Below are 13,577 nucleotides of genomic sequence, written 5' to 3'. Positions count from 1 at the left end.
GGAACATACGTCACCAGACGTGTACCTCTCGCACGAAAGCGAGTGCATAAATAGCCCTCTGCACTTCACAATCGCGAGATAAACGCAGCGGAGCGCCATTTGCTCACCCACATATTACCATCGAAAAAGTACTACGTTGCAAGCGAGTCGACCTGCCCGATTGCACCGACCGTTTCCGTATCCGCACCTTACCACCATCGCTGAAAAAGATTAAAAATAAATTAGAAAAATAGCAAAGCACCTTGCTGTAATTCTTATATTTTTTTGATCTTTATGACGTCTCAATAAATGAAGACGGCTCAATCCCTAACAAACGTAAAGCATGTCCCCTATCAACAATTTACTTCCTAGCCTGTTACCGCCATTCCGGCCAAAATACGGGCATTCGTATAGCAACGTAAGTAACTGGCGGTTTCCAGAGTAATCTTCAAACTCCCGGCCAGGACTGCCTATTTTCCCTTTATTGGAATAGCAACTATTTTTTGACCGATAACACGCGATCGGTTACAACCATGGTTAATCCATGTGTGTCTCGTATTTGCTATATCCTGTCGGAAGGGAGAACCATAGTCGGTAAGCAGGCCGTGTACGAAATATCCGACACCAGGTGTATCAGGGAATAATAACTCAGATTATTGATGGATTCCGCTCCGGCAACATCGCTCATTATCGCAACTTATAACTGGGCGGAAGCGCTGCATTGCAGCCTTTTGAGTGTTATCAGGCAAAAAACTTTACCTACGGAGGTGGTCATCGCCGATGACGGCTCCGACGACCGGACGAAAGAGGTGATCCGCAAAATGCAGGATGTGTTTCCTGTGCCGATCATCCACGCATGGCACGAAGACGACGGCTTCCGCAAAAGTCAGATCCTCAACAAGGCGATCGGACAGTGCTCGGGCTCTTACGTGATTCAGGTAGATGGCGATGTGCTGCTGCATTCCTCATTCATTCAAGACCATTTGGCCGCGGCCGAGCACGGGGCTTTCATACGCGGTACCCGCGCACGCCTCACTCCCGCGAAGACCGATGAGTTGCTTCGAAGTGCCGGCACGAACGTCAGCTTTTTTTCAAAAGGCGTATACAACCGGTTCAATGCCCTGCGGTTGCCTGTGCTGCAAGCGTTGGGGCAGCGCAAGGAAATGAGTTGCCGGAGTGTCCGCGGCAGCAACCTTGCCTATTGGAAAGACGATTTCCTGCGCGTGAACGGATACAACAATGAGCTCAGCGGGTGGGGCCACGAAGACGAAGAACTGGCCGCACGCTTCATCAACAACAACATTATCAAGAAAATCGTGAAACTGGGTGCGGTACAGTATCACCTGCATCACGACGAATTGCCCCGGTCGAACGAGCCTTTTCACCGCCAGATCATCCAACATACCCTGCTAACAAAAGTCAAAAGATGTCTTAATGGATATGAAAACCTTCTCTAAAAGCTCGCTGATTATTTCCACCTACAATTGGCCGGAAGCACTGCGGCTTTGTTTGCTCAGTGTATTGGGGCAATCGGTATTGCCCGATGAGGTGATTATCGCCGACGACGGATCCACCGGGCAAACCGCGGACGTAGTCGAAGCCATGAGGCCTTTATTCCCGGTGAAACTCATCCACGTCTGGCAGGAAGACAACGGTTTTCAGCTATCCAAAATCCGGAACAAAGCCATTGCCATGAGTTCGTGCGACTACATTATTCAGATCGACGGCGACCTGATACTGCACAGGCATTTTATCAAAGACCACCTCGCATTAAGCAAACGGGGCTCGTTTGTGGCAGGAAGCAGGGTATTAATGACCAAAGAGCTATCCGAAAAAATGCTGAACCGACGGCAGGCACGGGTAACGCCGTTCCAGTCGGGACTCGGCAATTTTACCAACCGGTTCAGCGTCGCCTGGCTGAGCAGATACATGGCCGATCGCTATAAAACGCACGATATCTTTGCGTTGCGCGGCTGCAATATGGCATTCTGGCGCGAAGACTTGCTCCGAGTGAATGGCTACAACGAAGTTTTTCGGGGCTGGGGCCGTGAAGACAATGAAATTGCCGTAAGGCTGCTCAACTCGGGCATCAAGAAACGGGCCGCCAAATTCGCCGGGGTTGTGTTCCATATTTACCACCCCGAGGTGGACCGTGCCCGCTGCCCCAAAAATGAAGCTTACCTCACCGAAGCATTGTTGAACAAAACCGTGTATTGCTGCCAGGGGATACACCAATACCTTGCCCACGCCGAGCCGGTTGGACTGGCCGAGGGAGAATTTGCGCTTTAATGCATGAGTAACAACCCATTGATCTCCGTCATCCTGGTGACTTACAATGCAGAAAAGTTTTTGCAGCGATGCCTCGACAGCATTTACGACCAGCGTTATCCCCATATAGAGGTCATCGTCATGGACGGCGGCAGTACCGACCGCACACCTGCTGTACTTCACAAAAATGACAGCAAACTTGCGTTCTGGAAAAGTGAAAAAGACGGCGGCATTTACGAAGCCATGAACAAGGCCCTCGACCATGCAAAGGGGCAGTGGATCTATTTCATCGGTGCCGACGACATACTTACCCCCGATTTCTCGCGAATGGCGGAAGAGCTCACCGACGCTCACGCGATCTACTACGGCAGTGTGCTCAAAGCCGGCCGAAAGTACCTCGGCGAAATGCCGCCCTACAAGCAGGCGAAAACGGGCATTAACCACCAGGCAATCATGTACCCCGCAGGCGTGTTCGCTGTGCGCAGGTACGACACGCGTTACCGCATTTCAGCCGACCATGTGTTCAACATGCAATGCCACAGCGACAAGCGATACCACTTCATTTTCAAGGATTTCAACATTGCCATTTTCAATGATACGGGCATATCATCGCTGCAAAAAGACAGCGTCTTTGAAAATGAAAAGGCCGGCCTGATCTTGAAGCATTTCGGCCCGGCTATTTACCTGAGATTTTTATTCAAAAGGCTGAAAGAAAGGCTTTTCGCCCGTTAGAAACTTTCCTGCATTACCATTCCCGCATTCCGGTCGGCTACAATTTTGGGCGGCAAGCCGAGCTGTTTTGCTGCCAACCGGTTGCGCCATTTTCGTTTTGGAATAACCTTAATGATGGTGAGCACGAAACGACAGAACGCCAACTCCCACGCACTACGTTTTTCCTTTGCGAGTAGCTGTTTCATTTCAGTCAGATATTGCCCGCGCTGGTTATAGCTCTTCTGGTTTTCGCTCCGAAAGCGGAAACCGCCAAGCATGAACGATGTCGTGTATAGGCGTTCATACCTGAAAAAACGGAGCCAAAGCTCGAAATCCGCTGCTAATGCATGGTTTTGATCAATAAAACCGCCCGCCTGGTTCCACAGGGTACGTCGCCAGAAAACGGATTCCTGCTGTATAAACCCGCCGTCGGATAATTGCAATCGTAACCGCGACCAGCACTGGCCATACGGGAAGTCGTCATATAGGAAAGGCCGCCCGGCTTCATCGAAAAACGTATTGGTACCCATGAGCCATTTCACATCGGCAAACCGGTTGAATATCTCGGCGACCGTAAAAAGAGATTGGGAATGGTACATATCATCGGCATTGAGCCAGGCCATGATGTCGCCCGATGAGCGTCCGAAACCCTTTTGCAGGGCGTCGTACAAACCTTTGTCGGGTTCGCTCACCCACCAGGCCAGCTGCCCCTCAAACTTCCGGATGATGTCCACCGAGCCGTCCGTGCTGCCGCCGTCGACGATAATGTATTCCAGATTGGGATACCCTTGCCCGAGCACCGAGAGAATGGTACTTTCCAGGTATTTCGCCTGGTTGAACGAAGGAGTCACAATGGTAATCTTCGGCAGCATATTCCATGCAGCGGGCGCGCTAGCAACCCATTAAGTAAGCGAAAATTCATACTGCCGGGGCTCCTGCACGCATTCCTCGTGCTCAAACGGCTCGGAAGCGAGCACCATCAGAATGGACTCATCCGTGATTTCCAGCATTTCGTGCCGGTCTTCGGGCGCCAGCAGCAGGCACTGATCCGCGGTATTGAGGATAAAATGCTGCTCTTCGGTGCCGGTATGGTTCGAGATGAGGCAACTTCCTTTCAAACAAATCACCGCCTGTTTCATATGCTGGCGCTTTCCGCCGGTTTTGAAATGATCGCGGCCATTCACGTAAAAAATACGTTTGATCTCGAACGGGATTACACGCTCGATCACCGTCAGGCTTCCGCGGGTGTCCGTAAAGGTTTTCAGATTAATTAAACGAGCCAAGGGGTGTCTACGATTTAGATTAGGTTAGTGCATTCTTTTTGGTGTAATTCTTATAGCGCCCCCGCAGCCCGAACTGTATCCGTCGCGACAAGCTGACCTTGATCCATTTCAGGACCATCGGTGGCTCATGGACAACAGCCGCTGGATCAACCGACGCGAGCTGGGCTTCGGCGGAAGAGAGTGCTTTGATATAAATACTGTACACAAGCCGGATCATACTTTCCGGGAGCCGGTATTGTTCGGCGGTGAGCCGGAAGCTCTTGTCGGTGCAGTACCGAAAGTCGTGGAAATGGTAGAACACGAGCGGGACTTTTTCCGCATTTGCTTTCCGCACAACCAGCTGTCCATCCGCATTTTCACAGGCGTAATCAACCGCATTCCAGGGCGCTATACCCCCGCCCGGATGTTCAAGCACGTGCACACCCGTGAAGCGCTCCGTCCAGTCATCCAAGTATTTCTGATCCCCGAACTTGCCGTCCTCGAAGCGCGCATAGCACCATTCCAGGCAGGCGTTCATCCACCAGGCCAGCACGGCAAGCCCTTGCTTCCTGTTCATGAAAGTGACAAACTGCACACAATAGATGCCGCTGTCTTCCGACTGGTCATATTGGGCAGCGTACCGGTGCGCGGTAATCAGTACCGATTTTTCGCCCATTTCGTCCGTCAGGACTTTCGGATCCGCAAAAAACAGGAGGTCGGCGTCGAGATAAGTGCAATGATCGAGCGAAAACGTGTGAATGCAGTGCCAGATGGTAAAAGAAGTACAAGTCCAGCAGTACTCCCCGGCGGTACGGCTGCTTTTCACAGCAAGCAGTTCGGGCGTTTCAAGTTCGTGCAGGGAAACAATCGTCGCATTCGTTAAATTGAGCCGGCGCAATAAGGCGTCGCAGGCGTCGTCGAACGCGAAAATGTACAAATGAAAATCCCCCCCTTGCCGGAGCAGCGAATTGTACATCGCCAATCCCCGCGAGAGGTAGCCCGAATTGAAAAGGGTACAAAAATTCTGCATTAAAGTATGTTAGGGGTAGAAGAGGGTAACTTCTTCTACAAATATCAATGATAAATTGCGAATCTAGCTATCCTTCCGGTTGATAAAATAATATACAACTGACCATTTCCCCTAAAACAAGGTTGGAAATTGTGTACAGAATTAATTGACTATCAGTTATATAATTCACAACCATGCTCATTATCATCGAGTTGGCTATGCTAAGATCGTATTATGATGGAGTTAATGATTAAACCCCTAAATTGCGGGCGATCCTAAAAGAATAATATGGGCTTCTTTAAACCGAAGAAAAAAAATCCGTACGGCTGGTTTGGCGACTATAAAAAATGGGAAGCGCTCACCGCGCTGTCGGGAGGCTACGAAGCTGAGCCGATTTTGGACAAAACGAAGAACGCTCTCCTGAAAGTAAAAAATGGCCAGGCAGTTTACGAGCGCGATTCGGTGCTGTTTGATAAAAAGGTTTACCCCTACTCAGTCATTTCAGCCCTTCTCTACACGGCCGTTGAATGCGGTAACCATTTGACAGTCCTCGACTTCGGAGGGTCACTGGGCAGCACCTATTATCAGGTGAGGGACGTGATCCCGCAGGCGGTGCAGCTGCATTGGAGCGTTGTGGAGCAAGAGAATTATGTCCGGTGCGGAAAGGAGTTCTTCGAAGATAACATCCTGAAATTCCATTTTACGATCGAAGAAAGTATGCAGGCCCGGAAAGCCGACGTGCTGCTGCTTTCGAGCGTGGTGCAATACCTCGAAAAGCCGCATGAGTTCCTCGAAGAGATTAAAAAATATCATTTTAAATACATCCTCATCGACCGGACGGCGTTCATCAAAGCCGATCGGCCCGACCGGCTAACGCTGCAAGTGGTGCCGCCGGAGATTTACGAGGCGCATTACCCAGCCTGGTTTTTCAATGAGAAGCGCTTCCTCGAACATTTTGAAGACTACGAAATCAAAATGGAGTTCGAATCGTTCGTCGCGGGCGAGCAGGAAATGGAGATCGACCACGTAAAGGCCGGTTATGACAAAGGATTCTTTCTGATCAGGCGCTAGGCAGCCGTTATTTGTTCTGCCTGCTGACCATTTCATTGATCCAGATCGGTGCAAAGGGCGATGTACAGCCTTTTGAAACCGGATAATCGTGGTAAATGCCCAGCCTTTCGCCAATCGCCAGCGCACGCGCACGAAGCTCCGGAAAATTTATTCCGATCTGCGCCAGGGTGGTATTCATGGTCCATTGTACCGGCGCCGGGGCTGTGGGCATTTCGGCCTCGATGCGGTCGAGCAGGCCCGGGACGTCGATCCCCTCGGGGTTGCGCGTCACACGCCCGGCCGTGAGGCTCCATCCCGCGCGGGCCGCCCACGGATATTCCGATTCCATCCATACCTCGCGAAGCTCTTCCTTTTGCGGATGTTCCTTTACAATATAGGACGAAAACCAGTCGGCCACCCAGCCGTAGTTGACACCATGCACCAGCCTGTCGAGCTCGCCGACAGACAGTAGTTTGGGCTTCATGATCAGCATTGCCAAAAGCTGCGCCTCGATATTGCCGGTATCCCACAAAGCCAGGCCCAGTTCATGGTCGGACTTGATTTTATTTGCGATAGCCCTGATATCGCCCATTTTCACCCCGAACTGATTTTCGTGCGCGCCATTTTTCGTATTCATGGCGCGCACTTTTTCAGATCCGAGCGATTCAAGCTGTGTTAATACTTGTTCGACGGTCATTTACCTTGCATTTTTTCCGGATCATCATAATTGACCATCCAGTTGATCCCAAATTTATCGGTCAGCATTCCAAAATACGCACCCCAAAACGTGTCGGCCAGCGGCATCGTCACCTGCCCGCCCGCCGAAAGTCCTGCAAAAAGGGTGTCGGCTTCACTGCGGTTTTCGGCGTTGACCGAGATCGAAAAGTTATTCCCCGGCTGGTAGCCCGCCGCCCATTCACCGCCTGTATCACTACCCATCAGGATCGTTTCCTTGCTGATCGGCAAGCTGATGTGCATGATCTTGTTCGAATCCTCTTCGCTCATGGTCTTGCCATCTTCCCCCGGCGGCATCTCCCCGAACCGGCCTACATACGGAAACGCTCCGCCAAAAACGGATTTGTAAAAATTAAAGGCCTCTTCGCAGTTGCCGTTAAAAGTGAGGTAAATGTTTACGGTAGCCATGGTGGTGCTTATTTTGGATTAATACACTCAATAATAAGGTTTTTCCAACAAAAAAACACTTACGGCTCTACTTCGACGATCATTTCGATCTCCACGGCAATACCCGAAGGGAGCGACGCCACACCGATCGCTGAACGTGCATGCTTGCCGCTTTCGCCGAAAACTTCCACCATAAAATCAGTAAAGCCATTGATGACCTGCGGTTGCTGGGTCAGCGTCGGCGTGGAGTTCACAAGGCCCAGTACCTTGATCACCCTTTTTACTTTTTTCAGATCACCAATCTCGTATTTCAAGGAAGCCAGTAATGCGATACCACACAGTTTGGCGGCTTCTTTTCCTTGCTCGACGGTGAGGTCATCCCCTACTTTGCCGAGGATCTGGCCGCCGCCCGGTTTGTCGGGGCCGTGGCCCGAAAGATAGATCAGGTTGCCCACGCGTACCGCACGCAGGAGGTTTCCTTTTCCGGGATTCAGCTTCGGCAGGGTAATGCCCAGCTCGGCTAGTTTTTTCTCGGGATCGGGACGGCCGGTTTGCGCCAGGGCCTGGAAAGTAACAGTCAGTAACAGGAGCAGCGCGGCTGCCAGCGAAGTTGATTTCAATTGCATAAGGTTTAGTTTTTAAATTAAATGCGGCTAAAATTAACAATCATTCGTAGAGAACCCGCACTTGCGGACCGCCAATCGTAACCGCTACCTCTCGGCAAGCGCCCTTCCCTATGTTGCTCATCGGCACTCCAACAGCACCTCTCTATTTTATTTTTAATATTTTTTCATCATATAGTTAAACAAATACAGTATTTGTTCAGTCATTCTTGACTTTTTAAGACGTAAATCCCCCCTAACTCGTCTGGATGCCCAGATTATGATATTGTTAAATAGCGACGCACAGCTGCCTTAAATAAGGTGGATTACCCAATTTTGTCGCCTCAAAACCGGAACTAACTCAATTCATTCACCATACCAAAAATCTACACCCATATGTATCGATGTAACGAAAGGTGGCCGCTTGGCGCGGGAACCTTACAAAAATCGATTGCCCATGCGGCGCTGCTTGCGATGATCGGCGGCACGAGCTGGGCAAGCCCGACCCCTAAAACCGGCATTCTGCCCGGTAACGTACACAAGAGCATTGTGAAGGCCGACCGCCAGATTAAAGGGCTCGTAACCGATGGTGATACCCCCGACGGTATCCCTGGTGTGAACGTCGTTATCAAAGGAAGCCAGGCTGGGACGGTCACAGATGCAAGCGGTAACTATACCCTCGAAATCCCCGAAGGTGGCGCCGTGCTGGTATTCTCTTATGTTGGCTACACAAGCCAGGAAGTCGCGACCGGCACACGGTCCACCATCGATGTCGCATTGAAGGCCGACACCAAATCGCTTAACGAGGTAGTGGTTGTCGGATATGGCACCCAAAAGAAGGTAAACCTGACCGGCGCCGTAGATCAGGTAGGACAGGAAGTGCTTCAAAACCGTCCCATCCCTAACCTCGCGCAAGGCCTGGTGGGTACGGTACCCAACCTGAACATCAGGATGTTCGACGGCAAGCCTACGCAATCGCCTTCATTCAACGTCCGCGGTACCACTTCCATCGGCCAGAACGGCAGTGCATTGGTACTGATCGACGGTGTGGAAGGTGACCCGCGCATGCTGAACCCACAGGATATCGAGAGCATTTCGGTATTGAAAGATGCCGCTTCGGCCTCCATTTACGGTGCCCGTGCCGTGTTCGGGGTGGTATTGATTACCACAAAACCAGCGCCCGAAGGCAAAATGCGGGTTTCTTATACTGCCAACTACTCGATCAAAGCACCGACCGAAGTACCCGACAATATCGTGGATTCCTACCCGTGGGCGCAGGGTTTCAGCGATGCCTGGTCGCGCTGGAACGACAACGGCAGCACGCCGACTGCAATCAACAAAACGATCGCATTCTCGCCTGCCTACCTGGCCGAAATCAAGAGGAGATATGAGGACCAGTCGCTCCCACGTGTGGAAGTTGACCCGACAACCGGCGCATATCAATACTATTACAGCACCGATTGGTATAAAGAGTTGTATAAAAAACGCCTCAGCGCCCAGGACCACGCGCTTTCGATCGCCGGAGGTACCGATAAGGCTACCTACCTGCTAAGCGGCCGTTTCAATAACCAGGATGGTCTGTTCCGCTACAACACCGACAAATACAGCATGTACAACTTCCGCGGTAAAGGCGGTGTGCAGCTGACCCCGTGGTTGCGTGTCGACAACAACACCGAGTTCTCCTCGATGAAATACCACCAGCCGCTGAACGTCGGGGAAGGGAGCGGTATTTACCGCAACATCGCCGACGAGGGCCACCCGCTGGCGCCGTTGACCAACCCGGACGGAACGCTTTCATTCTCTGCCGCTTACACCGTGGGCGATTACTATTACGGCCGCAATGCACAGGATCAGACCCGCCGTTTCCTGAAAAACCAGACGGCATTCAAAGCCCAGTTCTTCGAAAAAGCGCTGACTCTCCGGGCGAATATGACGTTCCAGAACACCGACCTCGCTACACACCAGGTGCGCGTTCCCGTACCATACAGCCGCGCCAAAGGGGTGATCGGCTACACCGGTACCAACACCAATGATATTGCGGAAGGCAGAAACACGATCAACTACCTGGCTACCAACTTCTATGCGGATTATGTAAAGTCGTTCAACAACGTGCATAACTTCACATTGCTGGGTGGTTTCAACTACGAGCGGTCACGTGCCGACAGTATTTTTGCCCAACGTAACGGTATCGTTTACAGCAATGCCGACAATATCAACCTTGCGCTCGGACAGAGCATTACTACGGCGGGACGTTACCGCAGATGGGCCATTGCCGGCGGATTCTTCCGTTTGAACTACAACTTCCGCGAGCGCTACCTGCTCGAAGTGAACGGCCGCTACGACGGTTCGTCGAAATTCCCGACAGACCAGCAGTGGGCATTCTTCCCGTCGGTATCAGCCGGATGGCGGGTGTCCGAGGAGTCATTCTGGAAAGTGAGTCCTAAAATCCTTTCCAATGTGAAACTCCGAGCTTCTTATGGTTCATTGGGTAATGGTAATATCGACCCCTATTCATTCTACGAGAAATTCGGGATCTCGCAATCGGGACGCGTGATCAACGGTATTCGTCCGCAAGCGACCAGCATGCCGGGGGTCGTTCCCGACGGATTGACCTGGGAAACATCTACGACCGCCAACTTTGGTCTTGATTTCCATGCATTGAGCAGCCGGCTGCAATTCTCAGGGGACATTTATCAGCGCAAAACGACTGATATGTTCACGGTGGGACCAACCGCTCCCGCAGTTTTCGGAACGACTGTTCCAAAAGGCAACTACGCCGATTTGAAAACCAACGGATGGGAGCTTTCCATCAACTGGGACGATCAGTTCAATGTAGCTTCGAAGCCTTTCCACTACAATGTGCGTTTCACATTGGCCGACTACAAAGCGACTATCACCAAATACAACAACCCCGACAAAAACCTGACCGACTACTACGAAGGCCAGCGTGTGGGTGAAATCTGGGGATACAAGGTGGCGGGGCTGTTCCGGTCGGATGCCGAGATCGCCGAATCGCCTTCACAAGCCAATATCCCGAACACCAACACCCGCAAAAACTACGTAGGTGACCTCAAATTCCAAAACCTGGACGGCGACAACGTGATTTACCAGGGATTGAACCGCGTAGGTAACTCGGGCGACAAGTCCATTATCGGTAACTCCGAGCCACGTTACACTTACGGCGTAAACCTGTCGGGAGACTGGAACGGCCTCTTCCTCGGTGCTTTCTTCCAGGGGGTGATGAAGCAAAACTGGTACCCATCGTCGGAAGCGCGTTTCTGGGGACAATACAACCGTCCTTACAACTCGTACCCACGCTGGCAGCAGGATAATATGTACCGCGAGGAACTGGGCAACTTCGATGCTTACCTGCCGCGCCTGGTAGGTTATATCGCACAAGGCTCGGGCCGTGCGTTGCAGGTGGCCAACGACCGCTATATGCAGAATGTAGGCTACATCCGCCTGAGAAACCTGCAAATAGGTTACACCATTCCGGAGCGCATTACGTCTAAAATCCACGCCCGCGACCTGAAAATCTACGTATCCGGCGAAAACCTCTGGACATGGTCGCCGCTGTACAAATGGACGCGCGACACCGACGTTACGAGCATTTACGGATCCGACCGCGACCTCGGCGGCGGCGGCTCTGGCGATGGATATAATTACCCGATGTTGAAATCCGTATCGGTCGGATTGTCACTCAATTTCTAATGGAATTTATGAAGACGAAAAAAATACTTAGCTATACCCTTGCCGTCATGCTCCTCGCTACGGCAAGTTCCTGCGACCTCAACGAGGTGCCGGTAGATACCGCTACCAACGAAGCAGTTTTCAGTTCGGAAGCTGGCCTGGAATTGTATGCCGCCTCCTTTTACGACCTGCTCCCCAACACAGATGTAGGGGTTTTTCAAATCGACGACAACTCCGACCTCGTGGCGCGCAATGGCGTGGACGATTACCTGGCGGTGAATGCATTGAGCCCGATCACCAGCAGCGGATGGAGCTGGACACAGCTTCGTAACATCAACTATTTTATAGAAAACACCGAAAAAAGTACTGTCGCTACCAAAAACCACTACCTTGGCCTGGCGCGCTTTTTCCGGGCTTTGTTTTATTTCGATAAGGTAAAAAGGTTCGGTGACGTACCGTGGATCGATAAGACGATCGACGTAAAGGACGATGCAACATTGTACGGCCCGCGCATGAGCCGTTACGAAGTCATGGAGAAAGTACTCGCGGACCTCAACTTCGCGATCGAGAACATTACGCTGACTTCCGACCCGTCGGTGACGCGCATTACCAAAAACGTGGCCCGCGCCTACAAAACGCGGATTGCATTGTTCGAAGCATCGTGGCGGAAATACCATACCGAGGACAACAAGCAGGCAACCGCCAATACCTGGTATGAAGAAGTAGTGAAAGAGGCCAACGCAATCACCGGCTTTACGCTGCATGCGACCTCACCGGACAGGTCTTATCGTGAAATGTTCATCGCCAAAAGTGCATTCGCTGACGAAACCATTCTTTCGGTAGCGTTGAGCGCCAGCTTGCAGGTATATAGCTCGGCCAACCGCCGGTTCATCAGTCCAACTTACGGCAACCGTCCCAGCCTGACGCGCCGGTTTGTAAATACCTATCTGAACCTGGACGGAACCCCTTTCACCAGCAAAAAGGATTATGAAACAACGCCTTTCGTGGAAGAGGTTAAGAACCGCGATTTGCGTTTGAAACAAACCATCCGCACCGGCGACTACACCCGCACTGAAAACGGCGTACCTGTGATTGCCCCGCCGAATTTCAGCCAGACCTACACCGGCTATCAGCCGATCAAATGGTGCTATGACGAGCGTTTTCCTTTCGATGACGAAAGCCGCAACGATAATGCGCATATCGTCATGCGCTGGGCGGAAGTACTGCTGAACAAAGCGGAAGCGCTGGCCGAGCTCGACAAAATGACCGATGCGGAATGGACCAGCACCATCGGCGCATTGCGCAAACGCGCGGGTATCACCGGCGCCACATTGACGAGCCTTCCTAACACAGCCGATCCTTACATGGTATCTTTCTTTGGCGGCAAGTTTACCAGTCCGGTGCTCCTCGAAGTATTGCGCGAAAGAGGCACGGAGATGGTATTCGAAGGCCTCCGCCCCGACGACCTGAGAAGATGGAAATTGGGTAATCTGTTCCAGAGCAGCCCGATGAACGGCATGTACGTACCGGCGCTCGGCGAATACGACCTGAATGGCGACGGGAAGAACGACGTGTATTTCTACCAGGGTACCAAACCTACTTCCACCACGCCCGGTATCGCATTTGTGGATGTGAGCCCCTCGACTGCCGTAGGCCGCATTCAGCTATCAAAAGGCACTTCCGGCGAAGTCATATGGAACCCCGGTGCACGCGAATGGGCGGATAAGAAATACCTCTACCCCATTCCGGAGCCCGATCGCATCAGAAACCCTGCATTGGGCCAGAATCCGGGTTGGTAGGGTGCGGTGTTGTTAGGAATGGTCAGGAATGGTCATGAATAGTGACTTTGACAGCGAGGTTGCCGGCAACGGCAACCTCTTTTTT

The 13,577-nt window shown here is 51.9% G+C and carries 12 protein-coding genes; 6 read left to right on the top strand and 6 right to left on the bottom strand.

Annotated elements, in window-relative coordinates; translation table 11 throughout:
• Positions 1–638: 638 nt before the first annotated feature.
• Genes J2Y43_RS11540 through J2Y43_RS11530 form a run of 3 tightly spaced genes read left to right on the top strand, consistent with a single transcriptional unit; the run spans position 639 to position 2,979 of the window.
• The gene (locus J2Y43_RS11540; RefSeq protein ID WP_309982555.1) at positions 639–1,436 is read left to right on the top strand and encodes a glycosyltransferase family 2 protein; all 798 of its coding nucleotides are present in this window, start codon (positions 639–641) and stop codon (positions 1,434–1,436) included.
• Positions 1,420–2,268 carry a glycosyltransferase family 2 protein gene (locus J2Y43_RS11535; protein WP_309982552.1) on the top strand — a complete coding sequence of 283 codons (849 nt, stop codon included), beginning with the start codon at positions 1,420–1,422 and terminating at the stop codon, positions 2,266–2,268. Before J2Y43_RS11540 ends, J2Y43_RS11535 begins: the two co-directional genes overlap by 17 nt.
• A gap of 3 nt (positions 2,269–2,271) precedes the next feature.
• The gene (locus J2Y43_RS11530) at positions 2,272–2,979 is read left to right on the top strand and encodes a glycosyltransferase family 2 protein (protein WP_309982550.1); all 708 of its coding nucleotides are present in this window, start codon (positions 2,272–2,274) and stop codon (positions 2,977–2,979) included.
• On the opposite strand, the gene J2Y43_RS11525 is transcribed toward J2Y43_RS11530, so the two are convergent.
• From J2Y43_RS11525 to J2Y43_RS11515, 3 genes are read right to left on the bottom strand one after another with little or no spacing between them, the layout of a single operon-like run.
• Complete coding sequence (locus J2Y43_RS11525; RefSeq protein WP_309982548.1) at positions 2,976–3,830, bottom strand: glycosyltransferase family 2 protein; 855 nt, start codon at positions 3,828–3,830, stop codon at positions 2,976–2,978. The two genes, J2Y43_RS11530 and J2Y43_RS11525, sit on opposite strands and share 4 nt — an antisense overlap.
• A 30-nt stretch (positions 3,831–3,860) precedes the next feature.
• Positions 3,861–4,241 (bottom strand): FdtA/QdtA family cupin domain-containing protein, encoded by a 381-nt coding sequence (locus J2Y43_RS11520; protein ID WP_309982546.1) that lies wholly within the window; start codon positions 4,239–4,241, stop codon positions 3,861–3,863.
• A 19-nt stretch (positions 4,242–4,260) separates the two neighbouring features.
• Positions 4,261–5,250 carry a glycosyl transferase gene (locus J2Y43_RS11515; RefSeq protein ID WP_309982544.1) on the bottom strand — a complete coding sequence of 330 codons (990 nt, stop codon included), beginning with the start codon at positions 5,248–5,250 and terminating at the stop codon, positions 4,261–4,263.
• Between the two features lie 267 nt (positions 5,251–5,517).
• Between J2Y43_RS11515 and J2Y43_RS11510 the strand changes: the two genes are divergently transcribed.
• Entirely contained in the window at positions 5,518–6,300 is a 783-nt protein-coding gene (locus J2Y43_RS11510) for a methyltransferase, TIGR04325 family (protein WP_309982542.1), read from the top strand.
• Between the two features lie 7 nt (positions 6,301–6,307).
• On the opposite strand, the gene J2Y43_RS11505 is transcribed toward J2Y43_RS11510, so the two are convergent.
• From J2Y43_RS11505 to J2Y43_RS11495, 3 genes are read right to left on the bottom strand one after another with little or no spacing between them, the layout of a single operon-like run.
• The gene (locus J2Y43_RS11505) at positions 6,308–6,976 is read right to left on the bottom strand and encodes a DNA alkylation repair protein (protein ID WP_309982540.1); all 669 of its coding nucleotides are present in this window, start codon (positions 6,974–6,976) and stop codon (positions 6,308–6,310) included.
• Positions 6,973–7,422: a VOC family protein gene (locus J2Y43_RS11500; RefSeq protein WP_309982538.1), complete on the bottom strand. Its 450-nt coding sequence runs from the start codon at positions 7,420–7,422 to the stop codon at positions 6,973–6,975. The genes J2Y43_RS11505 and J2Y43_RS11500 overlap by 4 nt, the downstream gene beginning before the upstream one ends.
• A gap of 59 nt (positions 7,423–7,481) precedes the next feature.
• Positions 7,482–8,027 carry a RidA family protein gene (locus tag J2Y43_RS11495; protein ID WP_309982536.1) on the bottom strand — a complete coding sequence of 182 codons (546 nt, stop codon included), beginning with the start codon at positions 8,025–8,027 and terminating at the stop codon, positions 7,482–7,484.
• Positions 8,028–8,399: 372 nt separating this feature from the next.
• On the opposite strand from J2Y43_RS11495, the gene J2Y43_RS11490 reads away from it, so the two are divergent.
• Together J2Y43_RS11490 and J2Y43_RS11485 are read left to right on the top strand one after the other, a co-directional pair.
• Positions 8,400–11,714, top strand: coding sequence for a TonB-dependent receptor (locus tag J2Y43_RS11490; RefSeq protein ID WP_309982534.1), 3,315 nt, complete (start codon positions 8,400–8,402; stop codon positions 11,712–11,714).
• An 8-nt stretch (positions 11,715–11,722) separates the two neighbouring features.
• Complete coding sequence (locus J2Y43_RS11485) at positions 11,723–13,492, top strand: RagB/SusD family nutrient uptake outer membrane protein (protein ID WP_309982532.1); 1,770 nt, start codon at positions 11,723–11,725, stop codon at positions 13,490–13,492.
• The last annotated feature ends 85 nt before the right edge of the window (positions 13,493–13,577 follow it).

Origin of the sequence: Dyadobacter sp. BE31 (assembly GCF_031457695.1) — a bacterium.
Classification (GTDB): Bacteria; Bacteroidota; Bacteroidia; order Cytophagales; family Spirosomataceae; genus Dyadobacter.
The sequence above is the reverse complement of the archived record's forward strand: the minus strand, read 5'-3'. Positions and strand labels throughout refer to the sequence as shown.

Excerpts from the sequence above, each read along its gene's own strand:
- J2Y43_RS11540 (WP_309982555.1), top strand. The coding sequence starts at position 639 with ATGGATTCCGCTCCGGCAACATCGCTCATTATCGCAACTTATAACTGG.
- J2Y43_RS11535 (WP_309982552.1), top strand. The coding sequence starts at position 1,420 with ATGAAAACCTTCTCTAAAAGCTCGCTGATTATTTCCACCTACAATTGG.
- J2Y43_RS11530 (WP_309982550.1), top strand. The coding sequence starts at position 2,272 with ATGAGTAACAACCCATTGATCTCCGTCATCCTGGTGACTTACAATGCA.
- J2Y43_RS11525 (WP_309982548.1), bottom strand. The coding sequence starts at position 3,830 with ATGCTGCCGAAGATTACCATTGTGACTCCTTCGTTCAACCAGGCGAAA.
- J2Y43_RS11515 (WP_309982544.1), bottom strand. The coding sequence starts at position 5,250 with ATGCAGAATTTTTGTACCCTTTTCAATTCGGGCTACCTCTCGCGGGGA.
- J2Y43_RS11510 (WP_309982542.1), top strand. The coding sequence starts at position 5,518 with ATGGGCTTCTTTAAACCGAAGAAAAAAAATCCGTACGGCTGGTTTGGC.
- J2Y43_RS11505 (WP_309982540.1), bottom strand. The coding sequence starts at position 6,976 with ATGACCGTCGAACAAGTATTAACACAGCTTGAATCGCTCGGATCTGAA.
- J2Y43_RS11500 (WP_309982538.1), bottom strand. The coding sequence starts at position 7,422 with ATGGCTACCGTAAACATTTACCTCACTTTTAACGGCAACTGCGAAGAG.
- J2Y43_RS11495 (WP_309982536.1), bottom strand. The coding sequence starts at position 8,027 with ATGCAATTGAAATCAACTTCGCTGGCAGCCGCGCTGCTCCTGTTACTG.
- J2Y43_RS11490 (WP_309982534.1), top strand. The coding sequence starts at position 8,400 with ATGTATCGATGTAACGAAAGGTGGCCGCTTGGCGCGGGAACCTTACAA.
- J2Y43_RS11485 (WP_309982532.1), top strand. The coding sequence starts at position 11,723 with ATGAAGACGAAAAAAATACTTAGCTATACCCTTGCCGTCATGCTCCTC.